The sequence below is a fragment of the Ornithinimicrobium avium genome (assembly GCF_003351765.1).
Taxonomy (GTDB): Bacteria; Actinomycetota; Actinomycetes; order Actinomycetales; family Dermatophilaceae; genus Ornithinicoccus; species Ornithinicoccus avius.
In genome coordinates this window covers 2,814,842-2,838,803 of the sequence record NZ_CP031229.1, presented here as the reverse complement: position 1 = coordinate 2,838,803, position 23,962 = coordinate 2,814,842, and the positions used below count along the sequence as shown (strand labels likewise).

20 protein-coding genes are annotated in these 23,962 nt (G+C 68.8%); 7 read left to right on the top strand and 13 right to left on the bottom strand.

What is annotated here, in order from left to right; genetic code table 11:
* Positions 1-181 precede the first annotated feature (181 nt).
* Complete coding sequence (locus tag DV701_RS12880; RefSeq protein ID WP_228255359.1) at positions 182-1,192, top strand: glycosyltransferase family 4 protein; 1,011 nt, start codon at positions 182-184, stop codon at positions 1,190-1,192.
* On the opposite strand, the gene DV701_RS12875 is transcribed toward DV701_RS12880, so the two are convergent.
* Positions 1,181-2,071, bottom strand: coding sequence for a hypothetical protein (locus DV701_RS12875; RefSeq protein ID WP_162803019.1), 891 nt, complete (start codon positions 2,069-2,071; stop codon positions 1,181-1,183). The genes DV701_RS12880 and DV701_RS12875 overlap by 12 nt on opposite strands.
* A 100-nt stretch (positions 2,072-2,171) precedes the next feature.
* On the opposite strand from DV701_RS12875, the gene DV701_RS12870 reads away from it, so the two are divergent.
* Positions 2,172-3,383 carry a glycosyltransferase family 4 protein gene (locus DV701_RS12870; RefSeq protein WP_162803018.1) on the top strand — a complete coding sequence of 404 codons (1,212 nt, stop codon included), beginning with the start codon at positions 2,172-2,174 and terminating at the stop codon, positions 3,381-3,383.
* On the opposite strand, the gene DV701_RS12865 is transcribed toward DV701_RS12870, so the two are convergent.
* Positions 3,345-4,430 (bottom strand): acyltransferase family protein, encoded by a 1,086-nt coding sequence (locus DV701_RS12865; protein ID WP_162803017.1) that lies wholly within the window; start codon positions 4,428-4,430, stop codon positions 3,345-3,347. The genes DV701_RS12870 and DV701_RS12865 overlap by 39 nt on opposite strands.
* 99 nt (positions 4,431-4,529) lie before the next feature.
* On the opposite strand from DV701_RS12865, the gene DV701_RS12860 reads away from it, so the two are divergent.
* The gene (locus DV701_RS12860) at positions 4,530-5,393 is read left to right on the top strand and encodes a glycosyltransferase family 2 protein (protein WP_114928793.1); all 864 of its coding nucleotides are present in this window, start codon (positions 4,530-4,532) and stop codon (positions 5,391-5,393) included.
* A gap of 6 nt (positions 5,394-5,399) precedes the next feature.
* A complete protein-coding gene (locus DV701_RS12855; RefSeq protein ID WP_162803016.1) occupies positions 5,400-6,959 on the top strand; it encodes a lipopolysaccharide biosynthesis protein in 1,560 nt (519 codons plus the stop codon).
* An 18-nt stretch (positions 6,960-6,977) separates the two neighbouring features.
* Here the strand turns inward: DV701_RS12855 and DV701_RS12850 are convergent, their stop codons facing one another.
* The 5 genes from DV701_RS12850 to DV701_RS12830 are packed head-to-tail and all read right to left on the bottom strand — an operon-like array spanning position 6,978 to position 13,525.
* On the bottom strand, positions 6,978-8,030 hold the full coding sequence (locus DV701_RS12850) for a glycosyltransferase family 4 protein (protein ID WP_114928789.1): 1,053 nt from the start codon (positions 8,028-8,030) through the stop codon (positions 6,978-6,980).
* Complete coding sequence (locus tag DV701_RS12845) at positions 8,027-9,169, bottom strand: glycosyltransferase (RefSeq protein ID WP_114928787.1); 1,143 nt, start codon at positions 9,167-9,169, stop codon at positions 8,027-8,029. Before DV701_RS12845 ends, DV701_RS12850 begins: the two co-directional genes overlap by 4 nt.
* Positions 9,166-10,188: a glycosyltransferase family 4 protein gene (locus DV701_RS12840; RefSeq protein WP_114928785.1), complete on the bottom strand. Its 1,023-nt coding sequence runs from the start codon at positions 10,186-10,188 to the stop codon at positions 9,166-9,168. Before DV701_RS12840 ends, DV701_RS12845 begins: the two co-directional genes overlap by 4 nt.
* A complete protein-coding gene (locus DV701_RS12835; RefSeq protein ID WP_114928783.1) occupies positions 10,185-11,504 on the bottom strand; it encodes an O-antigen ligase family protein in 1,320 nt (439 codons plus the stop codon). Before DV701_RS12835 ends, DV701_RS12840 begins: the two co-directional genes overlap by 4 nt.
* Positions 11,501-13,525 carry a glycosyltransferase gene (locus tag DV701_RS12830; protein ID WP_228255022.1) on the bottom strand — a complete coding sequence of 675 codons (2,025 nt, stop codon included), beginning with the start codon at positions 13,523-13,525 and terminating at the stop codon, positions 11,501-11,503. Before DV701_RS12830 ends, DV701_RS12835 begins: the two co-directional genes overlap by 4 nt.
* Before the next feature lie 51 nt (positions 13,526-13,576).
* Between DV701_RS12830 and DV701_RS12820 the strand changes: the two genes are divergently transcribed.
* Positions 13,577-15,097, top strand: a complete 1,521-nt coding sequence (locus DV701_RS12820) for a polysaccharide biosynthesis tyrosine autokinase (RefSeq protein ID WP_162803015.1) — start codon at positions 13,577-13,579, stop codon at positions 15,095-15,097.
* Between the two features lie 6 nt (positions 15,098-15,103).
* On the opposite strand, the gene DV701_RS12815 is transcribed toward DV701_RS12820, so the two are convergent.
* Together DV701_RS12815 and DV701_RS12810 are read right to left on the bottom strand one after the other, a co-directional pair.
* A complete protein-coding gene (locus tag DV701_RS12815; RefSeq protein WP_114928779.1) occupies positions 15,104-15,418 on the bottom strand; it encodes a hypothetical protein in 315 nt (104 codons plus the stop codon).
* A complete protein-coding gene (locus tag DV701_RS12810; protein ID WP_114928777.1) occupies positions 15,415-16,287 on the bottom strand; it encodes a 2-nitropropane dioxygenase in 873 nt (290 codons plus the stop codon). The genes DV701_RS12815 and DV701_RS12810 overlap by 4 nt, the downstream gene beginning before the upstream one ends.
* Before the next feature lie 96 nt (positions 16,288-16,383).
* Between DV701_RS12810 and DV701_RS12805 the strand changes: the two genes are divergently transcribed.
* Positions 16,384-17,628 carry an NAD(P)/FAD-dependent oxidoreductase gene (locus DV701_RS12805; protein WP_114928775.1) on the top strand — a complete coding sequence of 415 codons (1,245 nt, stop codon included), beginning with the start codon at positions 16,384-16,386 and terminating at the stop codon, positions 17,626-17,628.
* 54 nt (positions 17,629-17,682) lie between these two features.
* On the top strand, positions 17,683-18,246 hold the full coding sequence (locus tag DV701_RS12800; protein ID WP_114928773.1) for a helix-turn-helix domain-containing protein: 564 nt from the start codon (positions 17,683-17,685) through the stop codon (positions 18,244-18,246).
* A 272-nt stretch (positions 18,247-18,518) separates the two neighbouring features.
* Here the strand turns inward: DV701_RS12800 and DV701_RS12795 are convergent, their stop codons facing one another.
* From DV701_RS12795 to DV701_RS12780, 4 genes are read right to left on the bottom strand one after another with little or no spacing between them, the layout of a single operon-like run.
* Positions 18,519-19,526, bottom strand: coding sequence for a GTP pyrophosphokinase (locus DV701_RS12795; RefSeq protein WP_114928771.1), 1,008 nt, complete (start codon positions 19,524-19,526; stop codon positions 18,519-18,521).
* Between the two features lie 49 nt (positions 19,527-19,575).
* Positions 19,576-20,820, bottom strand: coding sequence for a dicarboxylate/amino acid:cation symporter (locus DV701_RS12790; protein WP_114928769.1), 1,245 nt, complete (start codon positions 20,818-20,820; stop codon positions 19,576-19,578).
* 36 nt (positions 20,821-20,856) lie between these two features.
* A complete protein-coding gene (locus tag DV701_RS12785) occupies positions 20,857-21,813 on the bottom strand; it encodes an NAD-dependent epimerase/dehydratase family protein (RefSeq protein WP_114928767.1) in 957 nt (318 codons plus the stop codon).
* Positions 21,814-21,820: 7 nt separating this feature from the next.
* Positions 21,821-23,860: an acyltransferase family protein gene (locus DV701_RS12780; RefSeq protein WP_162803013.1), complete on the bottom strand. Its 2,040-nt coding sequence runs from the start codon at positions 23,858-23,860 to the stop codon at positions 21,821-21,823.
* Positions 23,861-23,962: the final 102 nt, after the last annotated feature.

The window sequence follows — 23,962 nt, the reverse complement described above, 5'->3', positions numbered from 1 at the left end:
GATGGTATGAGCTCGGAATCAGGGCCACAGATCTCGCTTCAGCGCCTACCGTCGTGTGAGCACCCACGGGTAGCAGGATAGTCGGTGCCCGTCCCCGGGTACCGTGCTGATCACTGCCGGATCCAACGATAGGGGTGGCGTGAAGCACTTGGTGATCGCAACGACCGCGACGTCCACACCGATGGGGGCCCAGAAGTACGAGACGGAGATCACCTCCCGTGCACACGCCGCTCTGGCTGCGGAGGGCGAGCAGTGGCAAGTCCAACGAGTGGTGTCACGATCCCTGCGTTCTCCCCTCCCAGGAGACAGGCGCATCCCGACGGGTCGCCTCTTCAAGGCCACCCGGTTGGAGCGTCGCATCTTGGGAGGGCTCATCTACAAGCGCAGGTCCTTGGTTCATCGAATGGATCTCCTCCTCCCACCCCCACCAGGGCCGGACGTCGTGACGCTGCATGACGTGGTTTCGTGGAAGTTCTCTGACGAGTCCGCGCCGGTCAAGGCCGCCGCCCACGAGCTTCGCGCTGCCGACGCGGTCATCTGCGTCTCCCAGTTCACCGCCGATGAGGCGACGGAGCTGCTCGGACTTAAGGATCCAGTCGTCATCCCGAACGGTGTCGACGAGGACTACTTCGATGCACAGCCACTTGACGTCGAGACTCTCAACGCGCTCGGGCTCCGTAAGCCCTTCGTCCTGTACGCCGGGGGGTCGGCTGCGCGCAAGAACCTACCCAGTCTCGCTGACGCGTGGCGCCGGATTGCGGGAGTCCGGCCCGAATGGTCGCTCGCGCTCGCGGGTCCGACCACCCCGACGCGCTCGAAACTCTTCTTCGGCTTACCGCAATTGGTCCATCTCGGGCGTCTGGCCGACGAACTGATGCCCGGCCTCATCGCCAGCGCGGACGCGGTGGTCGTCCCCTCGCTGTATGAGGGCTTCGGGCTTCCCGCGCTGGAGGCTATGGCGGCGGGCACGCCTCTGCTCTGCAGCAATCGAAGTTCCCTGCCCGAGGTGGTCGGTGAGACCGGCACATTGGTCTCGCCCACCCCGGAGGCTCTGGCTGCAGGACTCGAGCACGTCACTTCCGGCAGCGACGAGATCGTGCGGTTGACGTTCCTTGCTCGTGTGCGCGCCGCGCAATTCACCTGGGACCGGTCAGCACGAGCTCATGCCCAGGTATGGCGCTCAGTGCGCTGAAGTGGCGGGCTCGCCACCGTGATTCTTGCGCGGCCAACCGTGCGGATAGCGTTTGAACCGTGGTCCGGCCCCCTCCGGCAGCCGGTCTAGCACGGTCCAGCCGAACTGCCAGAGTGCCTGGATACGGACGTCGTCCCAGCTCCGACCGCCCGTCCTCAGCAAGACACCCGGTGGGTCAGTGTTGGTGTCGTACTTGATCGTTGGATTCACGGCGCGGAACAGACGTGCCGCACGCTGGTAACTCTCCATCCGGTATTCGAAGGTGTAGGGATGCGGAGCATGACGCACAACCGCCGCAGGGGCGAGGCTCCTGAAGGGGGCCCGGATCAGGCGCTCACGATCGATTAAGAAGACGTGGTCGCTGAAGCCGTGCGTCAGGATGAAGTCGCCGACCCTGGTCACAGCCTCTCGTTCGATGACAGGCTCGAACGACGTCCGAGGGGGCCTGTTCAGCGACACGTGCAACACGCGTGAGTCGGCGCGTAGGAGTTCTAGTCCGGGATCGATCCAGTTCTGCGGATCGACTAGTCGAGTCTCCGCGTCCCAGCCCAGGAGCCAGCGTGTCCTCAGAACGTGTGGCATGACCAGCCCGAAGTCTACGAGATAGGGACGCTTCCCCAGAGACCTACGGGAGATGCGCTTCGCGCGCAGAGCAGCCTCGAGATGGTCGGAGACGAAGGCGTAGCCGCTCAGCTCACCCGACCTCACCAGGGCCTCGGCCCGTTCTCTGGCGTCCGCCTGGTCGGCGACGTTGTTGACGAGGACGACGACCTCATCCAGCGTTCGCCGCTGCGAATCGACGATACCCTGCACGTACCCGGGCTGGAGGACTGCGCGATAGGTGCGCTCATACACGTTCGTTATCAGCCCTACGGACATCGACGCCTCCAATACCTGCTTCGCCCCAGGCCATCAATATACTGACGTCCCGGGACGACAACGCCCACCTGCTTGGGCACGAGGCAGGAGGATCCAAGCCGTGAGCGTGACACGAGTGCTTCTGATCTCCCCGGTTCCCGACCGCGACCCTCCGTCGGGGGACGTGACGTACACGCGTCAGCTCCTGGCGTCGCCGCCTCCGGGCGTCGAATACACCACTTACGACCAAGCGCTGGACGACGGAACCCTCGTCGAAGTGGGATCCAGGTCGGCCGTGAGCACGACCCAAGGCCTGGCGCGCGTCGGTCAACTGCTCGTTGCAGCAGCTCGCAAGGCCGAGCACGTGGTGAGGCGCTCCGGTCTGACGTACCGGGAGCCAGTGCGTGTGTTCCGCGTGCAGAATGACGCCTTCGACCTGGTCCACGTCCACGTGTTCAGCCACCTCTTCCTCGGTACCCGACCTCCAGTGCTAGCCAGCGCGGGGGGACCGCTCCGATGGGTCTATGGCGACGCGTGGGGCTGGTCAGACCGTCGTCTGCGTATCGCCGACGCTGTCGATACCCTGATTGGGGCCGCCTGGAACGCCACCCTATGCGGCCGCCGCCTCGGTCAGGCCAACCTGTTCGTCGCCCCGAGCACCTACCTCCAGCGCTGGCTCCTCGCACGAGGCTGGAACCCCTCCGACATCGTTGTCCAGCCCAACTATTTGGTCCCGCCGCCGGGCGGGTCCGCCTCTCCCCGGTCCGCCCACACACCCACCCTGGGATTTGTAGCCCGCGACTTCGATGCCAAGGGCGGCCACACGGTACTGGAAACATTCGCCCGCCTGCGAGACTCCATACCCGACCTGCGCCTGCTGGTCGCAGGGTCACCTCCACCTGCCGACGCCCCCACAGCCGGCATCACGTGGATGGGCGAAGTGAGTCGAGAGGAACTGTTGCAGGACGTGCTTCCCCAGGTCGATGTGTTGGTCTACCCCTCTCACTTCGACACGGGGGTTCCGTACAGCGCGATGGAGGCACTATCCCTGGGCATTCCGGCAGTGGTGTCGGACTACCGCTCCCTCCCCGACCTCGTGGGGGATGACGCTGGGACGGTCTGCCCCGCCGGGGACGTAGACGCCTTCGTCGCTAGCATGCTCCGGCTGCTCGAGGATGCAGACCAGTGGGACAGTGCTTCCACCGCTGCCGCGCAACGCTTCAACGAGCGCTTCTCCGCACGATCTCAGGCTCCGCGACTGCGCACGATCTACGACCTAGCGCTCCGGCGAAAGTCAGTTTCGGATCGACGCCGCCGCCGCTGGGTCACGTGATTCCCGGATGCGGAACCTGTCTTTCAAGCGCAGGAACGGAGCCTCCACCCAGCGGTAGGACGCGCCCGCACAGACGACTGTGATGCCGAGGGCCAGAAGCATGTTCCCCAGCCAAAGCATCTCGACACCGAGCACCGACATCAGTTTGGAGACCACGGGCGAGAGCACGATAGGGAAGTGGTATAGGTACAGGCCGTAGGCACGGACGCCCAGCCAGGTGAGCGGGACGACAGAGAGGAACCTGGCCCCAAGCGACCTTCTTGCCACGACGAACCCGACGATCACCACGACCGACAGAATCGTGGGGATCCCGAACGGTCCCCGCATGAGCACCGCAGGTACTGCAACGGGAGTCATGAGGATGACGGTCAGGACCGCCAGAGAGACAAGACCCGACCTGCCCCACCAAACCGTACTGGGCGGGAGGCGGGGAAGCACAAGAGCGATGCAGCTTCCGACGAGCATGGGTAGTCCACGCCAGTACATGGCCCCAACGGTGCCAGGCAGAACGCCGGGCAGAATCGCCAGACCCAGCATCAGCAGTGCGATCACAGCCAGTGAGCGCCTTAGCCGTCCTGCCAGCAACCCAAGCAGCACGACTGGCCAGAACAAGTAAAAGTGCTCCTCGAGCGAGAGCGTCCAGGTGTGGGAGAGAAAACCGGAGTCGATGCCGAGACCGATCGTTACGTGCGAGACGTATAGCACGGCAGCAACGGCGCCAGGGACCGCCTCGCGCAGTTCGCCTCGACCAGCTTGGAGCCCGAGGACCAGACCTACCGTGAGCAGGAGGGCAGGGTAAAGCCTCAGGATGCGACGCATGTAGAAGTTCGGAAGCGATACCCGCCCGTAGCGTTCTCGCTCTCGCACTAGCAGTGAGGTGATGAGAAATCCGCTAAGAACGAAGAAGACGTCCACGCCAGCGAATCCGTTAGGGGCCAGCTGAGGGAAGGCGTGATAGAGCAGCACGGCGACGACCGCCACGCCACGGAGGCCGTCTAGGGCTGCCCAGTGGACCGCGTCCGCCTGCGGACCAGAGTCTGATGCCACCGCCGAACAGTAGCGCGGGCTGTGCCGCGTCGGTAACTGCCAGCTGTACGCTGGGCGCGGCTGGGTGTACGCACTTCCGCGCCCAATGATGGAGGGTCCATGGATTCACAGCGCGTGTCGGTCGTCATCCCTTGCTACAACGACGCTCCCGAACACCTGCGGCAGTGCGTCGACTCCGCTGCCGGACAGACGCATGCGGATGTCGAGGTGATCGTGGTGAACGACGGATCGAACGAAGAGTCGACCCTGCGGGCACTGAGGTCACTCAACGGGGTAGTGCTTCTGGAGCAGGAAAACGCAGGCCCGGGTGCTGCCTTCAACACCGGCATCGCGGCAGCGACCGGGACGTATGTACTCCCTCTGGGCGCGGACGACTACATGGCTCCAGACATGGTGGAGTTGCTGCTCAGTAGGCTTCGCGGCGCCGGACCCGATGTTGTCGGCGTCTACCCGGTCGTGGAGTTCAGGGGGGAACGGTCGGGCCTGATGCCTGCACCGCCGTCGGTCACGCTTCAGGACATCGCGGTCCGCAACCGGGTCGTGGCGAACACGTTGTTCCGGCGGTCCCAGTGGGAGCTGGCAGGAGGGTACGGTGCCTTCAACGACTGCTCCGAGGACTGGTACTTTTGGGGAGTCCTGCTCGGACGCACCGGAGGGCGCCTCGTCCAGGAGCCAGGAGCACGCTTCTTCTATCGGGTCCGGCCGGGATCGCGAAACTCGGTAAACCGAGGGGTGGAGCGCAAGGAGAACGCGCGGCGCCACATCGTCGAGGCACTTCCCGACAGGGCTGCCGAACTTTACCTGAGCGCTGCCCGCCAGGCAGACGACGCAATCGCCGAAGCTGATCGTTATCGCTCCTTCGTCGAAGGTTGGCGGCGACGGCTCGGACCAGTAGCCCCCGCCTACAAGCACGGCCACAAGCTCCTCACCCAACTATCGCGATGGCGTCGACCAGGTTCGTAGCTGCTCGTGACCTCCGACAAGCACCCTGATCTCGACCGGGCTGGCCTGCAATCGCGGGCGATCCGTGGAGCTGCGTGGACAGCCATCCACACCTTCGTCTCGCTGCCCGTCGCGTTCCTGGTCAACCTGCTTCTCGCCCGCGTGCTTGGTGTGGTCGACTATGGACGCCTCACCTACTTGACGATGCTCATCACCGTCACTGGAACGATCGCGGCGCTCGGAGTAGGGACCAGCGTGCTCCAGTTTGGGGCGAAGGCGCACACGGCTGGACGCACGGACGAGGTGCGGAAACTGCTCCGGGCGGGATCCGGATGGCGTCTGCTTGTGAGTGCACCTATCGTCACGCTCGTCGTCCTCGCCTTCGTCCGACTCGAGCCATCCTTCTTGGTCCTCGTCCTAGTCTTCGGTGTGTGGCTCCCCGCCGTCCTGGGCGGGCTGGGGATCGCCCTGAACATCGAGCAGAAAACGGCCGAAGGCGCCCAGGCGGCACTGATCGGCAGTTTCTTCACTCAGGCATCTGTAGTTGCCATCGTTCTCACCATCGGTACGGCCGACGCGGTCTGGGCGGGTCGAACAATCGCTTCGGCGCTCGTCGTTACGCTCCTCTTCTTCTTCATCAGCCAGCCATATCGGAGCGCAGTCCTCACGCCAGGGAACCCTTTTCGACTCTCGAAGCAGTTCTGGCGATTCGCCATACCGACCGGACTGGCCAGCGTCGTGGGGACTCTGGTGACCTCTCGCTCGGAGGTACTTCTTCTGCAATGGCTGTCGAGCCCCGTCTCCGTCGGGCTCTTCGGCTTGGCGTTCGGGCTCGCCGCCCACATCTTCGCCCCGGCCCAGTCGTTCATCGGTCCGCTTATCCCCGCGGTCTCCGGACTGGCCGAGGTCGATCCGCAGGCGCTACGACCGGCGTTTCTACGGGTGCTCCGCTGCAGCGCCATCGTGGCCGGCCTGTTTGTTGCGGGCCTCCTCCCTGCCTTTTCCTCCTTGGTGCCGCTGCTGTACGGACGCGAGTTCTCCGCGGCGGCGAGCATGGTACTGGTGTTGGGCATTTTCACCGCGCTAGGGCTTATTGCGGGCCCAATCACGGCCTTCATCTATGCCCGCCTCCGAGGCCGTCTGATCCTTGAAATCGAGATCTGGTCGCTTTCCGTAAAGGTCGCCATTGCCCTTGCGTCAATTGCCTGGTTAGGGGCGTGGGGCGCGGTTCTCGCGAGCGCCTGTGCTATCACGGTCAGAACCGCGATGCTATGGATCCACGAGGCGCGACATTTGAGGATTTCTCGGAGAGATTCGCTCTTTTCCGGCGCACCGCTCTTCCTCGCTTCGCTCATCGCAGCATCACTTTGGATTGGTTCCATGTGGGTCGCCGATACTCCCGTGCTACGCGGCATGGGTACTGGCATGGTTGGAATAGCCGGCCTGGTGCTTCTCGTACGGTTCTTGCGACTCGGTCTAAAGACCGGAGATCGAGATGCGATCCTTCAGGCAGTTCCCCTCCGGTTTCGTCCCATCTTTCGTCCGCTCATGTCGATACTGGTCTCTACGGAGCATCGTCAGTTGTGATGACCTGCTCACATAGCTCTAGAGACCTTTGATGCGCAAGGAATCGAGAACAGAATCAGCCCGCATGGCGGCCCGTTGATCAGTGAAGGCCGCTGACCGGCGCAGACCCCAAGCCCTCAAGCCCTCGAAATGTGCCAGCGACGAGCCAAGGGCATTTGCAAGTGCGACTGGATCACCCTCCCGGTAAAGCACGCATGTTGGTGCCGCATCAAGGAGTTCGCGAGGAGCACCGTGGTCGGTGCCGACAACTGGCAGTCCTGCCGCCAGCCCCTGCACGATCACCTGCCCGAACGGCTCCGGCACGATCGAGCAGTGCACGAGGATGTCGTGCGAGTCGAGCAGCGCCTGGACGTCGTCGACGTGCCCGAGCAGGCGCACACCTGGCTCGGCCCCGGCGAGCGCCGCGACCTTCGCTGCATACTCGTCCTCGCCGAAGTGCGACCCTCCCGCGACGGTCAGCGTCGCCTCGATCCCGAGCTCACGCAGCGGCGCCAGCGCCCTGATAGCGACGTCGGGCGCCTTCCACGGTGAGATGCGCCCGAGGAAGAGGAGCCTCAGCGGCGCGGGCGGCTCGGTCCGCGGAGGCCGGTCCAGCATCTCTTGGGTGACCCCGCACATCGAGTAGACGACGTCGATCCGCTCATCGCTGACGCCGAGAGCATCCTGGACGGTGCCCGCGGTCCACCGCGAGTTCGCCACGTAGTGGCTCACCCTCCGGGCAGTCACGTGCTTGGTCAGGGCGAGCGCAAGAGGCGACATGGCGCTGTCGGTGAGCCCGTCCCGGACCCAGTAGACGAGCCGGGTCCGCCGCGGCGCCAGCAGGGCGACGAGGAAGGCGGCGCGCATCGAGTTCGCCACGACGAGGCCGCCCCCTCGCAGTGCCCTCCGGAGTCCCAGCGCACCCTTCGCGTGGACCGTCTCACGCCCGAGCCCCTCCCAGACCCCCCCGGGCTCCATGGTGACGAGGCGGACGGGCAGCTCGGTTGCCTCGAGATAGCGGCGCAACGCCAGCTCTCCGCCCCCTGGCTTGTTCGTGTGCGAGACGAACGTGATGATGCTGTGGCTCTTCACTCGTGACCTCCGGCGACGCGGTCCAGCACGTCCGCCATCTGCTCGACCCGTATCGTCCAGGAGGGTATGTCGTCAGGAAGGTCGGGCGACCACGGCACCACGTCCGCGGTCGCGGCCGTCACGGCCCCGGGGAAGGCCGCCGCGGACACCGCCTGCACGAGAGGATCGTCGACGTCGACGAACCCGGCCACCGGGGTCGCGACGACCTGACGCCGCGCCGCCCTGTACTCGTAGGCCTTGATCGGGTCCAGCGACATGGTGAAGTCGGTCAGCACGTGCGGCACGAGGAGCACGTCCGCGTGCTGCAGGTAGGCCGGCACCTGCTCGCTCGCGCGGGGACCCAGGACCTGCACCCCGGCGGCGCGGAGAGCCGCGAGGTCCGGGGCCGGCAGCGGGGCCGGACCGACGAGGACGACCGTCCCGGGGCGGCCACCAGGTGGGTGGCTCAGCGCTCGGGCGGTCGCCACGCACAGGTCGACGTCGACGCGGTCCCGGTGGGCCGTCCCCAGGTAGAGCGCCACCAGGCCCGTGGGAAGATCCTCCGGCCGCGGCTGGAGGGTGCGGTAGGGCTCCAGGTCGACCGCGTTCGGGATCAGAACGACCTCCCGCAGTGCCGACTTCGTGCGTCGCAGTCCTTCGGAGCAGACGACGACCTCCCGACAGTGGTCGAAGAGATACGTCTCCTGCCGTCGCAGGCGTGTCAGCTCTGCCGCAGGGCGGTCTGCCACCAGCCAGTCGTCGGTGATGTCATAGAGCGCGGGCCATCCGGTGACGGCCAGCACCTCGGCGCCGCCCGGGTCGTTCACCCAGAGCACCGGGTCCGTCATGCCCAGTCGGGGAGCAGTCCGCGCGACCAGCCCGGCGCGCCGGCGGTCACCGCCTGCGTCGATCCTGCGGGGCAACCACTTGGTGGGGCGCAGCGCCCAGACCTTCGCATCCGTGCCCTCCACTGCGATGCGTCGCAGGCCGGAGCGGCCGGGCAGGCGTCCGCCGCGCAGGCTGTGCCCCACGTCGACCGGTGGCTCGACGAAGAGCACCCGCCGCACGTGCCCGGCGCGCAGCAGCCCGGCGACGAGGTGCTGGTTACGGCGCCAGACCTCGTCCCAGACCTCGAGCGAGATCACTACAACGTCCCTCACGTTGCCAGGACCTTTTCGTAGACGGTCTGGGTGTCGGTGTACTGGCGATCAGGCGTGAACCGCTCCCGCTGCACGGCGCGAAGCTCTCGCCCATATACGGAGCTCGCCGCGGCGTCGGCCGCCATGACGGCGAGCATGTGCCCAGCTTCGTCAGTGCGGCCTGGCGCGAAGAGGAAGCGGTCGCCGACCAGCCCCACGGTCTCAAGGTGTCCACCGCTGGCTGAGGCAACCACAGGAGTGCCATGAGCCATGGCCTCGACGACGGTGAGACCGAACGGCTCCGCCGTTGCCGTTGCCAGGACCATCGCGGCGCGACGCATCCGATCGGCCAGGTCGTCGACGAAACCCAGGAAGACGAGCTGCTCTCCCAGACCCAGGCTCGTCGCCCGAGCGACCAGCGCGTCGTGCTGGGACCCACGACCCGCGATTTCGAGCCGCCACCCTTGTGCGGCCAGACCTGACGCCGCAAAGGCATCCAGTGCATCAAGCGTGCGCTTTTCAGGAGACAGCCGTTGGGCGACCAGGATGACGTCCTCCCGGGGTCGAGTCACCTCAACCTGCGGGTCGACGCCAGCGTAGACGACCGTCGAATCGCCATCGATGTTCGCCGCCACGAATGCGCTGACGGCGATCTGCGTCGCCACCGCCCTGCGTAAGAAGGGCCGCGCCATGTGGCCCCGAAGGCTCGCACCTCGCACGGCGGCGAAGTGGCGCGTGGTGACGACGCGCGCAGGATGGGTGAAGAGCCGGGCCGCCGCCGTCGCCGCAACCTCCGCCTTGGTCATGTGCGCGTGAAGAATGTCGACCCGGCTCGCGAGTCGGGACAGCCGCAGCGCTTCCCCTATGCCGCGGCAGGGCGCGAACGACACGTTTCCGGCGAGCCGCTCGCGCATCGCGGCAGAGTCGCCTCCCCAGACCTCGACGTCGTGACCGTGACGCGCCTGGGCGTTCGCGAGCCCGCAGACGTGCTGCTCGGCTCCAGCGAACGATGCAGTGAGTACAAGGTGGCGGATCTTCATGCGGTGACCTGTGCTGGACCGGCTACTTGTCGCTCGGACAGCTCGTCGGTCCGGCTCATAGCCAGGACTCCCAGCAACACTCCGATCAGCAGGAACGGGATGCTTGTCGTGGGGCTCAACCAGAAGATGTCGAACTGGCCCTGCACCAGTCGAGCGACCAGGGTCGACAGGGCGAGGGCACCGCTGACCCCCGGCACGCGCCAGAGCACGGCGATCATGCCGACGGCCATCACGACAAAGCCGAGCAGGCCCACGACGCCCGTCGTCGCCAGCACCTCGAGGAACACCTGCGGCGGGTGGAAATTGTGCAGTCCGCGTCCCTCGGTCCAGTAGCGAAGCCCCAGACCGAACCACGGGGATGTCTGCCAGTTGGCGATGCTCTGGTCGTACCACTCGAGGCGTTGGAAGTAGGAGTTGTGCTGGTTGCCCGAGGCGATCTGGTCACGGACGAGGGTAGCCACCACCGCGAGCGCCGGGATGCCCAGGAAGATGCTCAGCCAACCGCGGCCCCGTTCGTGGCGCCCTTTGAAGGCCACGAGCACGAGGCCAACGGCCAGCGCGACGATCGCCTGCCTGGACTGCGAAACGCCCAGCGCCGCCACGCAGAGCCAGAAACCGGCATGGGCGACAGTCCTCGACAGCCCAAGCCAGGCCGGGCGGGCGTAGAGCATCAGCGCCGCAAAGGACATCAGCGATCCGAAGTAGTTCTTGTGCATATCGAACGGCCGGGTCGGATAGAGGGGTGCGAAGTCTCCCCTCACGTAGTAGGTCGCAGCCTCGACGAGGCCAAGCACGGCCAGGACGGCCGTGGCGGCCAGGAAAAGCCGCGTCCCGGTACGACCCGCACCTGACCGCCCGACCGCCCAGCCGACGATCAGCGCCCCCGAGACGAGCAGCCAGTTGTGGAACCAGTCCACAGTGTTGGCGAGGAACGGGTTGGCGATCAGGGTGAACAGCGTCAGCACCTGATAGACCGCGTTGAGCCACAGCAGAGCGCGCAGCTCCTTACTGAACGGTCTGGGCGACAGCAGCACCGCGGGCCAGAATGCGAGCGCCAGCATCACGTCCGACAGCGTCAGGTCCACACCGCCGCCGCCGACGCGCGCCACCACCACGATCAGCGGCATCGCCAGCAGCGGCAGCGTGACCGGGTTGACCAGCGCCGCGATCGCGACGAGCACGACCAGCGCGACGCCCACGGCGACAAGCGGCTGCTGCGGCACGAGCCAGGCGACGCCGAGGGTCAGCGCCACGGCGGCGACCACGAGGGCACCGATGCCCACGCGGCCGACGATGTCGCGCCAGGTCGTCGTCATGCGTCCACCCTCTCGCGACGGGGGTGGTCAGGTCGAGCCCCGCGGGGGAAGTGTTGACGCTCGACGGACAGGGGCCCCCGCGCGAGCAGCCCGGCACGTGCCCTGGCGGCGCGCCCGCGCCCGCCCGGCAGCACGACCGAGCGCACGGCCGCCCCGGCCAGCTGGGCGGCGCGCGCCACCTGCCACCCCGCGTCGCCGAAGTGCTTGCGCAGATAGCGCTCCTGCCCGGCGTGGAAGTGGGTCTCCCGCCGCTGCGGGTCGCTCGAGGTGGCCGCGCCGACGTGCGTCGCGGTCACCTCGGGCACCAGCCGGTGCCGCCAGCCCATCAGCGCCGCTCGCCTGGCCCAGTCGGTCTCCTCGGCATAGAGGAAGAAGGCCTCGTCCAGGGTGCCGACCTGCTCCAGCGCCTCCGCGCGCAGCATCAGCACGGACCCGATGACGTAGTCCGGCCGCCGGTCGTTCACCCGACCCAGCCCCACCGCCTCGAGCCACGAGCCCAGCGGTGAGGGGAACGGCCACGCCACCCTCGCCGGCCACCCGTCCCCGTCGACCTGCGCCGGCGCGACGCTCGCCAGGTCCGGCTCTGCCCGCAGCGCCGCGTGCAGCGCGCGCACGCCCTCGACCGGGACCACCGCGTCCGGGTTGAGCAGCAGCACGTCGGCACCAGGGCGCAGCCGGCGCGCCAGGGCGTGGTTGACGCCCGCGCCGAACCCGCCGTTCCACCCGGGGTCGAGATAGCGCACGCCCAGCTCCTCGCACAGCGCGCGGACCTGCGGCAGCGAGGAGTTGTCGACCACCGTCACGTCGAGCTCGCGCACCGGCTCCAGCGCCGCGCGCAGCAGCCCCGTCGAGCCGTACGCCACCACGACCACCTCCGGGTCGCCCGCGTCGGCCGCCTCGCTGCGGGCCACCTTGGTCATCCGGCGGTAGACCTCGTCGTAGCGCGCGGCGACCCTCTCCCACGAGCACTCCTGCGCCCGCTCCAGCCCGGCCCTCCGCAGCCGCTCCCACAGTCCGGGCTCACGGCCGACCCGCAGGAGCGCCTCCCCCAGCGCGGCCGCGTCGCCCTCCGGCACCAGCACGCCCGCGTCCCCGACGACCTCGGGCAGCGCACCGGAGTCGCTCGCCACGACCGGCACCCCCGCCGCCATCGCCTCGACCACCACCCGGCCGAACTGCTCCACCCACCCCGGCGTCGTCAACGACGGCACCGCGAGCACGTCCAGCCCCGCCAGCAGCGCGGGCAGCTCCTCCTGCGTCGCCGCTCCCGCGAAGCTCACCCGGTCGCCAAGGTCCGGGTATGCCGCGCGCTCGCGCAGCTGCTCCTCCTGCGGTCCCGCGCCGACCACCGTCAGCCGCAGGTCGGGGTAGGCCGCGACCGCGTCCAGGAGCACGCCGACACCCTTGTGCGCCGCGAGCCTGCCGACGTAGCCGACCTGCACGGGGTCGACGGCCGCGGGCGGCTCGCGGTCGGCGGGGGCGAAGCGCTCCACGTCGACCCCGAGCGGGACGATGTCGGGCACGCCGGGGAACCCCTTGCGCACGCAGATCTCCCCCGCCCGCTCGTTGCACGCGACGACCGCCCGGGCGTGCCGCAGGGCCCAGCGCTCCCACCAGCGGAACGGGACCGGATAGCGCTTCTCGATGTTCTGCGCCGAGTAGAGGGCGTAGGGCGCCCGCTGGCGCCGCAGCGCCCGGAGCACGAGCGCCTCGAGGGTGCTGACCGCGAAGGGCTCCTCGTGCAGGTCCAGCACGTCCCACCGCTGCCCCATCGCCCGCCAGAGCGGCCGCGGGTCGTAGGCGAACAGGGCCGGGTGCCGGCCCACCGTCGCGACCGCCTCGACGGACCCCTCCGGCTCCAGCGGGTCCGCGGGGTCGCCGGTGAGGGTGACGACCGAGCCGCCCTCGTCCCAGCGGCGCGCGGAGAGCAGCAGCACGTCGTGGCCGAGCCCCCTCAGCCCACGCTCACGCTGTCTCCATGCGGTCATCACCCCGCTGTGGAACAGGCGGAGCACCTTCATGCGCATAGACTACGGGTGGTCGACCATGCACCTGAGCGGGAGGAGGGCCCCGTGACCGTCCGCGACCTGCTGCTGACGCTGCGCACGCGGTGGCGCATCGTCGTGGCCACGATGCTCGTCGTCGTCGCCGCGACCGCCTACCTCACCCTGCAGATCCAGCCGGTCTACCAGTCGAGCTCACGGGTCTACCTGCTGGCCAACAACCAGACCGAGTCGACCAACGTCTACAACATGCCCGCCGCCGAGCTGGCCACGGTCATCCAGGTCGCGACCTCCCCGATCGTGCTGGACCCGGTGCGCGAGCAGCTCGGGGTCGGTCCCGGCACCATGCTCCAGGTGCAGGCCAGCCGCTCCGGCGACACCCCGCTCATCGACGTCACCGTGCGTGCCCACGACCCCCAGGTCGCCGCCGACGCCGCCACGGCCGTGCCCCAGCAGCTGGCCGCGGTCGCGCGCAACTTCTCCCCGATGCTGCAGATGAGCGGCAGCGCGGTCTCCGCGGAGACCGTCGTGCCCGCCGCCGTGCCGGGGCGTCCGGTCGAGCCGGACCCGGAGCGCAACCTCGCGCTGGGAGCCCTCGCCGGCCTGCTGCTCGGCGTCGCCTTCGCGCTGGCCCGGCAGGCGCTGGACCAGCGGGTCCGCGGGACCGCCGACGTCGAGGCGATCAGCGACCGCCCGGTGCTCAGCACGATCCCGATGCGCAAGGCCGACGACGCGCACTCGATCTACCTCGAGCTGGACCCGTTCGGCCCGCAGGCCGAGGCGGTCCGGCAGCTGCGGACCAACATGATGTTCGTCGACGTCACCACCGGCAAGCACTCCTTCGTCATCAGCTCCACGTTGCCCGGCGAGGGCAAGACCACTACGGCGGTCAACCTGGCCCTGGCGATGTCCGACGCCGGCACCAAGGTCCTCCTCATCGACGCGGACCTGCGCCACCCGTCGGTGGGCACCACGCTCGGCCTCGAGGGCGGCGTCGGCCTGACGACCGTGCTGCTCGGTGACGCCGACGTCCACGACGTCGTGCAGCCCTGGGGCGGCAACAACCTGCACGTCCTCACCGCCGGCGAGGTCCCGCCGAACCCCAGCGAGCTGCTCGGCTCCAGCAAGATGCACGAGCTCTTCGAGCGCCTCAGCGAGCAGTACGACTTCATCCTCGTCGACACCCCGCCGGTGCTGCCCGTGACCGACGCCATGGTCATCGAGAAGCTCACCGGCGGCATGCTCATGGTCGTGGCCAGCGGGGAGACCCGCAAACGGCACGTCTCCGAGGCCATGCGCGTGCTGGAGACCACCGGCACCCACGTCGCCGGCTTCGTGCTGACCAAGGCGCCCGCCCAGCCGTCGGCCTACTACAGCTACTACGGCGGCGAGCACGCCTCCACCCGCCCCGACGGCCCGCGCAAGCGCAAGCGGCGCCAGGGCAAGCGCGACAAGCGCATGTCCAAGTCGCGTCCCCACGCCGAGGCTGCTGCGAGCGCGCGCGCCGAGCGCGCCGTCGACGGAGGTGAGGCGCTGGAGTTCAGGAGCCGCGCCCGTCAGCGCCTGGACCGCCGCAACGGCAGCGGCTGAGCCTCTTCAGCCTCGCCGCAGGAGCCCCATGCTGACGAGCTCGTCCAGGAGCTCGCGGACAGCTGCCGGGTCGACGTCGTCCCGCTCCACGTCCAGCTCCCGCGCCGCGACCTCGCGGATCGCGTCCACGTCGTGCCCGGCCAGGGCGCCGCGGCAGACGACGGCCGCCGGCCCGGCCAGCACGTGGATGATGCCGGTGTCCAGCGGCGCGACGTAGACCCGTCCGCCGTGGTCGCCCTCCTCCGGCCGGTCAGCCACACCCCAGGCCGGGTCCCGCTGCCACGTCGACGTCTGTTCCTTCGCGTCCCCCGCGCCGCTCACCCGTCGCCTCCAGCGTCGCGGCCCGCGCCCCGCGCAGCCCAGAGCTCGAGCAGCCCCCGCCGCCCCCGGTCGACGAACTCGACGGCCACCTCCACGGGTGACGGGTCGTGGCCACGGGTGTTGGCGAGGTGCTCGGTGTTGACCAGCGGGGCGCGCAGCGCCGTGGCGACCTTGCCGACGAGGGTGGGCTGCGCCTTGACCCGCGCCCGCCACTCCTCGACCCGGCCCGAGCCCGTCGTGATGGCCCTCCACAGGTCGTGCTCGCGACGGTCCCGCACACGGTCCAGCTCCCCCAGCGCCGCGGCGTGCGCCACCTCCGCGCCGACGCGGGGCACGAGCGCACGCACCTGCGCGCCCATGGCTGAGTCGCGCAGCGCAGCCAGCCGCGGCTGGTCGTCCGCCGTGGCCCCGTTGCGCGTCTCGTTGAGCAGGAACACCAGCGCCTGACCCGCCTGCGAGGGGACCGGGTTCGGCACGCCGCCCAGCGTGACGACCTCACGGTCGGCCCACAGCACGTCGAAGGTCGCCTCGTCAGCGGACATCCCCGGGAAGAACCGGTGCACGTCGGCATAGCCCAGGTGGTCGTGCCAGTAGGTCTGCGCGTGCCCGAACGGCGACCCGGTGTGGAAGCGCGAGCGTCGGTGCCAGGCGGCCTGATCCAGCGCCCCGACGAGGCGGCGCACGTGGGAGGGCCGCACGAGCAGGTCGGCGTCGGTCCCGGCGCCCCGTGAGCGCCACTGCGGCTCGAAGGCCAGGCCCTTGACGTGCAGGACGTCCGCACCGACCCGGTCGGCGAGGTGCTGGAGCGCGGCGTGGCACAGCTCGATCCTGGCCGTCAGCTCGACCCGCGCCTCGCCCTGCGTCCGCACGCCCCCATGGTGCCACCCGGGGCGGGGCTGCCCGGCCGGACGTGCCCGCCCCGCGCTCGACCTGCGGTCGCGGACGCGTGCACCTAGCCTGAACCCATGCCCGGGGAGAGTAACGTCGTCATCGTAGGAGCAGGCCTCGCCGGCCTGACCTGCGCGCTGTCCCTGCAGAGCCACGGCGTCCCCGTCCGTGTCCTCGAGGCCTCGGACGCCGTGGGCGGCCGGGTGCGCACCGACCGGGTGGACGGCTTCCTGCTGGACCGGGGATTCCAGGTGCTCAACCCCGGCTACCCGATGGTCAAGGCGCACGTGGACCTGGCCGAGCTGGACCCGCGCAAGTTCACGGCCGGCGTGGGGGTGCGCTCCGACCGCACCCACGAGCTGCTCGTCGTGGCCGATCCTCGCCGCGAGCCGCAGTTCCTCGCGCAGACCCTGCGCTCGGGCAAGCTGCACCCGGCCAGCGTCACCGCGCTGGCCCGGTGGATCTCGACCGGCGACGCGTCGCCGGCCGACGGTTCGGTGGACCTCGAGCGCAGCAGCTCGATGGACGAGGCGGGTCTGCACGGCCCGCTGCGTCGCCTCGTCGACACCCTGCTGGCCGGCATCCTACTGGAGGACGACGGCAGCACGTCGACGCGGTTCGCGCGCCGGGTCGTCAGAAGTCTCATGTCCAGCACGCCGGTCCTGCCCGCGCAGGGCATGCAGGCGGTGCCGGAGCAGCTCGCCGCGCAGCTGCTGGTGCCCGTCGAGCTCGACACCGAGGTGGTCGAGGTCTCGCCCGGCTCGGTCCGCACCGCCGCCGGGGAACGCGTGCGGGCCGACCTCGTCGTCGTCGCCACCGACCCCACCACGGCCGGCCGGCTGACCGACCGACCGGTCGCCACCGGCAAGGGGCAGACCACCCACTGGTATGCCGCTCCCGAGCCGCCCACGGACCTCGCGGCGGTGATCGTCGACGTCCGTGAGGAGCGCGGTCCGATCGTCAGCTCCGCGGTGCTGAGCAACGTCGCTCCCGGCTACGCCCCCGAGGGCTGGCACCTGGTGCAGGCCAGCACCCTCCTGGCACCGGGCCAGGAGCCGGTCGACGACTTCACCGTGATGCGCCAGCTGCGCCAGATCTACCGGACCAACACCACGGCCTGGCGGCTGCTGCGCCGCGACGACATCCCCTACTCGGTGCCCCTGCAGCCCGCCCCGTTCCGGGAGCGTGCGGACCTGGCCGTCGCGGACGGTCTCATCCTGGCCGGCGACCACATGGACACCGCCTCCCTCGACGGGGCGATGGTCAGCGGCCAGCGCGCCGCGCTCGGCTACCTGCGCCGTCGTGGCCTCGTCGAGGTCTAGCGTCCCTGTGGACAGAACCAGACGCGTCCCGGCTCGTTCTGCTCCGATAAGGCCATGCAGATCGTCTCCACCGAGGTCGTGGGTCCCCGTGCCTCCGTCATCCTCAAGCGCGCTCGCACCCTCGCCCGCATGACCCAGAGTGACGCCAGCCTCCGCTGCCACATCGCCCGCAGCGTCTTCTCCGACTATGAGCGCGGCGCGCGGGACCCGTCCATCCAGACCCTGCGCAGGCTCCTGGCGCCGCTGGGTTTCGACGTCTCCACCATCTGCCTGGTCCGTCGGGTGCTGGCGGCCGACCAGCTGCAAGGACCGCTGGGACAGGTCCTCCTGGCGCACCTCGACGAGGTCGTCGCCGTCCTGCGCAGCCACGGCGCCACGCGCGTGTGGGCGGTAGGTCCCGTCGTCGAGGGGCTGGAGAACGAGTTCGACGATATCCGTCTGCACGCAGACCTCCCCGCAGGAACACCGATCGCCGCGGTCATGGGCGAGGTGAGCGAGGTCTTCGGGTGGGCCCACATCCCCAGCATCCATCCTGTCCCGAGGCCCGGGCCGGAGGAGGACCCTAATCTCTTCGCCCCGGACCCACCCTGCGTCGAGCTGGGGACCGAACCCGCCTAGCTCCTGATGATCTGAGGTGCGACCAGCCGGAGAACAAGCCTTGGGGAACTGAGGACAAGAACAGACCGCCCGCCCCTCGCTGGCGATGTCGCCGATCGTCGACGGAGTCGTCGGACGCTGCTTGCGACAACCCGCGCGGAGCGACCGTGCCGAGCAACCGTACCGAACGACCCGTGCGTCGTCGACGATCCGCGACATCAGCCGCGCGCAGGGGGTCGATGCGCAAGGGGTCTGCTCCGGCCGACCCTCCTTCCCAGGCTCTCCGACCGCGTTCACTCCTGCCGCATCCGCTCCAGCCGAGCAGTCAGCAGGGCGAGCCGGTGCGCGTTGCCGGTGAGCGCGACATACCGCTCGCCGTAGAGCGCCAGGAGCGCGTCGTCGAGGCGCCGCACCGCGCCGGGCGGGTAGCGGTAGTCCATCCGGGCGTTGAGTGCGGTGGTGTCCTGAGTCGAGAGTGCCTCGCCGAGCTCGGCCAGCGAGGTGATGCCCAGCTCGAGCAGCAGCGCCGAGGTCCACCCGTAGTGCTCGGTGCGCGACCAGCCGGCGTCGGGGAAGCGTCCGGCGAGGAAGGCGGCCAGGTCCCGCGCACTGATCCTGGGGTCCTCGTCGGCCTCGTCCGCCTGCCCCGGCGCGCTCTGCCGCAGCCGGTCCCGGATCGTGACGAACTCCCGGTCGGCCAGCTCCAGCAGCCCCGCGGCCAAGGTGAAGCGCCGGTCCAGGTCAGGGGCGTACTCCTCGGGGATCGTCCCCTTGTAGCGGGTGTCGTGCTCGAACTCGGCCCAGGCGTGCTGCAGCACCGTGCGGACCTGCACCGACGCGGTCCGGCCGGCGAGCGCCGACCACTCCTGCCGCCCGGTGCGCTCCGCGTCGAGCTCGAGGAGCACGTGCCGGCTCTGGTAGCCGAACCCGCCCGCCTGCGCGGTCTCCAGGCCCATGTCGCGGTCGTCGATGACGTGCAGCTGGGCGGCGAGCAGGTCCGCGACGGCGTCCACGTCGGCCAGCACGTAGGTGACCACCCGCAGCCCGACCTGGTCGGTGATCTGGGTGAGCGGGTCGGAGAAGACCGGCCTGCCGTCGACGGTGCGCGAGGCCTTGCCCGCGAACGACTCGACGCTCTTGGTCCGGCCGGTCACCGTCAGGTAGTCGATGCCGGCCTCGTCCAGCAGCGTGGTGACGAGCTCGACATACCCCTGGGTGGCCGCCTCCACCTGCGGGCGCGCGGCGGCATACGCCCGCACCGCGTCCTCGGGGCTCTGGGGTGCCGCTCGCCGTTCGCGCATGCCCCCTACTCTGCCGTGCCCGGCGGACGGACGTGCGCAGACCGGCCGGTCAGTCCTTGTCCTGCAGGTAGGGCTCGCCCTCGTCCGGGACGGCGATGAGCCGGCCCTCCTCGTCCTCCACGAGCAGGTCGCGCTCCAGGTCGTCGCCGCTGAGCGTGTCCACGACCATGGCGATGGCGCCGTCACCGGTGATGTTGGTGGCCGTGCCGAAGGAGTCGATCGCGATGTAGGTCGCGATCATCAGGCCGACCTGCGGCTCGGTGAACCCGAGCATCGAGGTGAGCAGGCCGGAGGCGGCGAAGATCGCACCGCCGGGCACGCCGGGCGCCGCGACCATCGTGATGCCGAGCATGAAGATGAAGCCGATGAAGACCGGGATGTTGACCGGGACGTCGGCGAGGAACATCACCGCCAGCGAGAAGGAGACGATCTTGGTCGTCGAGCCGGCCAGGTGGATCGTCGCGCACAGCGGCACCACGAACGAGGCGACGGGCCGGCTGACGCCCATCTTCACCGCCTGGCGCAGGGTGACCGGGATGGTGGCCGCCGAGGAGGAGGTGCCCAGCGCCGTGGCGTAGGCGGGCATCATCGTCCGCAGCGAGGTCAGCGGGTTCTTCTTCGCGATCGCGCCGGCGACGAAGTACTGGATGAGCAGCAGCACCACGGTCAGCGAGAGCACGAGGACGATGACGCTGGCGAAGGTGGTCACGACGTCCCACACCTGGCCGGCCGCGGCCATGTTGGCGAAGATGCCGAAGATGTAGAGCGGCAGCAGCGGGATGATGATCGCGGAGATGACGATCTCGATGATGGAGCGCAGCTCGACGAACCCCTTGTGCATGGTGTCGGTCTGCAGCAGGGTCATGCCGACGCCGAGCACGAAGGAGATGACCAGGGCGGTCATCACGCCGAAGACCGGCGGCATCTCGACGGTGAAGTAGGGGCCCAGCAGGGCCTCCGCCGGGTTGACGACCTCGGTGAAGGAGCCCGGCTGCAGCATGCGCGGGAAGACCGTCATGGACACCGCCAGCGCCAGGAACCCGGCGAACAGCGTGGACCCGTAGGCGATCGCGGCGGTGATGCCCAGCCACTTGCCCGCGCCCTTGCCCAGCTCGGAGATCGCCGGCGTGATGAGCCCGACGATGATCAGCGGGATGATGAACGTCAGGAAGCTGCTGAAGATCCCGTTGAACGTCTCGAAGATCCGGACGAACCAGTCCGGGCTCCACAGCCCCACCACGATCCCCAGGACGATGGCGACGACGATGCGCGGCAGCAGGCCGAATTTTTTCACAGGGGAATCGTGACAGCATCGGGCGCTACTTGAAAGTCACGACCGCTGGCCGGGAACCCGCCGCTCTGCCTCCAACTCCGCATTGAACCACTGCAGGGTCGCTTCGAGCCCGGCACGCAACTCCACGGGCTCCTGCTCGGGGAAGAGCGCCCTCAGCAACGCGTCGTCAGCCTGCGATGCCGGGACGTCGCCCGCGCGGGGTTGCCTATGCTCCAGCACTGGCTCGACCTGCGCCAGCTCACCAAGGAGCTGAGCAAGCTCCAAGATCGTGGTGGAACCGCCGAACGCCAAGTTGACCGGTGATGTGCTGGTCACCCGCCGTTCGATCGCGTCCAGGACGATCCGGCAGACGGATCCCACGTAGGTGAAGTCGCGTGACTGCGACCCATCACCGTTGATCGGCAGAGGAAGACCCCGTAGCAGGCGGTCGATGAACAGCGGCACGACAGCCGCATACGCGTGGTCGGCGCGCTGCGCCCCACCATAGACGTTGAAGAATCTGAACGGGAGCACCGGCAAGCCGTAGCATTCCTGGAAGGCGAGCGCATAGTGCTCGCTCGCGAGCTTGCTCACTGCGTAGGGGCTCATCGGCGCCACCCAGTCGTGCTCCTGCTTGGGCTGCTTGCGGTTCGCTCCGTAGACGGATGACGAAGAGGCGACGATCACGTGCTGGCCCCCCTGGACCGCGCGGTCCAGCACCGCCAGCGTGCCGGTGGCGTTGGCATGGTGCGTCGGCAGTGGCCGCTGCACGCTCCTAGGGACGCTGCCGAGAGCCGCGAGGTGGACGACAGCATCGGTGCCCGACATGGCCCGCTCGAGCAGCGTCGGCTCTAGGAGGCTGCCCTCGATGAGACGCAGGTCCAAATTCTCCAGGTTGCTGTGAAGTCCTGTGGAGAAGTCGTCCAGCACACTGACGTCGTGCCCCGCCTCCAGCGCCTGGCGAGCCAGGTTGCTGCCGATGAAACCGGCTCCGCCGGTGATGAGAATGTTCATTGGCACATCACTTCCCGAAGATGGCGCCCTCGAGGGCGGGGGTGAGCCACTTCACGAAGGCCTGACTGAAGTGGTCGGTGTCCTGGTAGATGAGCAAGCTGTCGGTCAGCGCGTAGCACTGATCCGCACAGGTGAGGTCGAGGGTGTCGACGACCCGGACGTTCTCACGACCCCCCACGAACTCGGCATAGGACGCTGCGGTGTAAAGAGGCTCGTGATCACGCGGCAACGAGCAGGCTGTGGCGTCGTCAAGGTGCTCAGCAAGGCAGTTGACGGGCGTCTCGGGCCAGGTGATGGAGTCACTCATGAGCACGACAGGAACTCCCTGCGGCAGACGGTCCAGCAGGCCGGACAATCCCTCCTCGAGCAGCTGGGCAGGGTCGGCGTCCGGATCCGCCGTCAGATCTTCGTAGAGGTGGGTCTGGTTAGACAGGATGATGACCTCCGGATCGGAGTCCGCGAGGATCTCCAGCTGGTGCTCCCGCCACTTGTCGCAGTAAGGGTTGGCCGTGCCGTCGGGCAGGTGGTCCACGGGTATCAGCAAGGATGGGCAAGCGTTGAGCACCATGGGCATCACGCGCATCCCCCTCTCCTTGCCGATCGTGTCCAGCGCCGGCACAAAGTGGGCCGCGTGCGAGTCCCCGAAGAGGATGACGTCACGTTCCGAGCCGGTATCACCGGCCCAGCACACAGGCTTATCCGTCAGGTTCATGACGCCTAGACAGTCCCCGTCGTAGACCGGCGCCGACGAAGCCTCCGTCAGGCTCGGAGTCAGGTCTGCCGGCACGGCGTCAGCAGGGACGGACACGACCCAATCGGTTCGCGGCGGCGCCGTGACCGAGCCCGACGGCTCGGGGGCGTCGGAACCGCTCGTCCTGATGCTGGACCACATCAGTGCCAGCAAGGCAGCCACGACGAGGAATGCTGCGACGCCGTAAGCGATAACCAGACTGGGCTGGGTCTTGCGAACCGGACTCGTCATAAGAGGCCTTTCGATCAGGTGGTACGAGAGGACCGCGAGCACGACCGAGGCGAGGGCGGCCACGATGGCCGACGAACCACCGATGGTGCTCCGTCCCAGGGCGGCAGCGGAGAGCACCAGGACCGGCCAGTGCCAGAGGTAGAGCGAGTAGGAAACGTCGCCCAGGACAAGCCCCGGAGAAGTCAGGCGAGCGATCGCCCCGGAGCCACCGCCCGAGGGCTGTTCGTCCGACCCATTACCGGCAAGGATAGCCAGGGCCGCGCCGAGCACCGGCAGGAGAGCTGCCCATCCCGGGAACCGCACGGAGGCGTCGTACAGGATGACGGCCACAAGGATCATTCCCACCCCCACTGCTCGTCCCCCGTGGCGCAGCAGCGCCGGATAGGGGCGGACGCGTCCGCGGGTGGTCAGCCCGAGGAGCGCTCCGACGCCGAGCTCCCAAGCGCGCGTCCAGGGCCAGTAGTAGGCCTGCTCGGACCCGTCGGTGGCCGACAGGACGAAGGAGACGATCACGATCCCGGCGATCACCGCGATCCACGGCTTAGCTGTGGTCGTCCTCATGAAGAGTCCCAGGAGCACGACGGAGAAGTAGAACTGCTCCTCCACCGAGATGGACCACAGGTGGAGCGCCGGCGATGTCTGGTCCGCCGCAAAGTAGCCCGAGGGGGCGGCCGCGAGATGGACGTTGGCGTAGTGCAACGCGGCCGACTGCAGGTCCTGCAGGGCCGTCCAGGCGTCGATCGGGCCCAGGATCAGCCAGGAGGCGAGCGCCGTCAGCACGATGACCAGGAGCAGCATCGGCAGGATGCGCATCACCCGCCTCGCCAGGAACGCACGAGCGTCGAAGTGGTGATTTCGGTCGAGCTCCTGGCCGACGCCCCGCAGGATGAGGTAGCCGGAGATGACGAAGAACACGTCGACCCCGACGAATCCGCCTGGTGCGATCCCCGCGCCACCGGCGTGGAACACCACGACCGAGAGCACCGCCAGCGCCCGGAGCCACTGGATGTCCGCCCTCCGGCGTCTGGCCACCGCGGCAGTCCGATCCGTCACGGGCTGGGTCAAGGTTGCTCCAGCCATCACCTTTCCCCGCTCCTGTCCGGTGGGCGCTCCCGAGACGGCTCGTCCCGCGGACCGGGCGTCAACCGGTCGACGAGCGACCGTGGC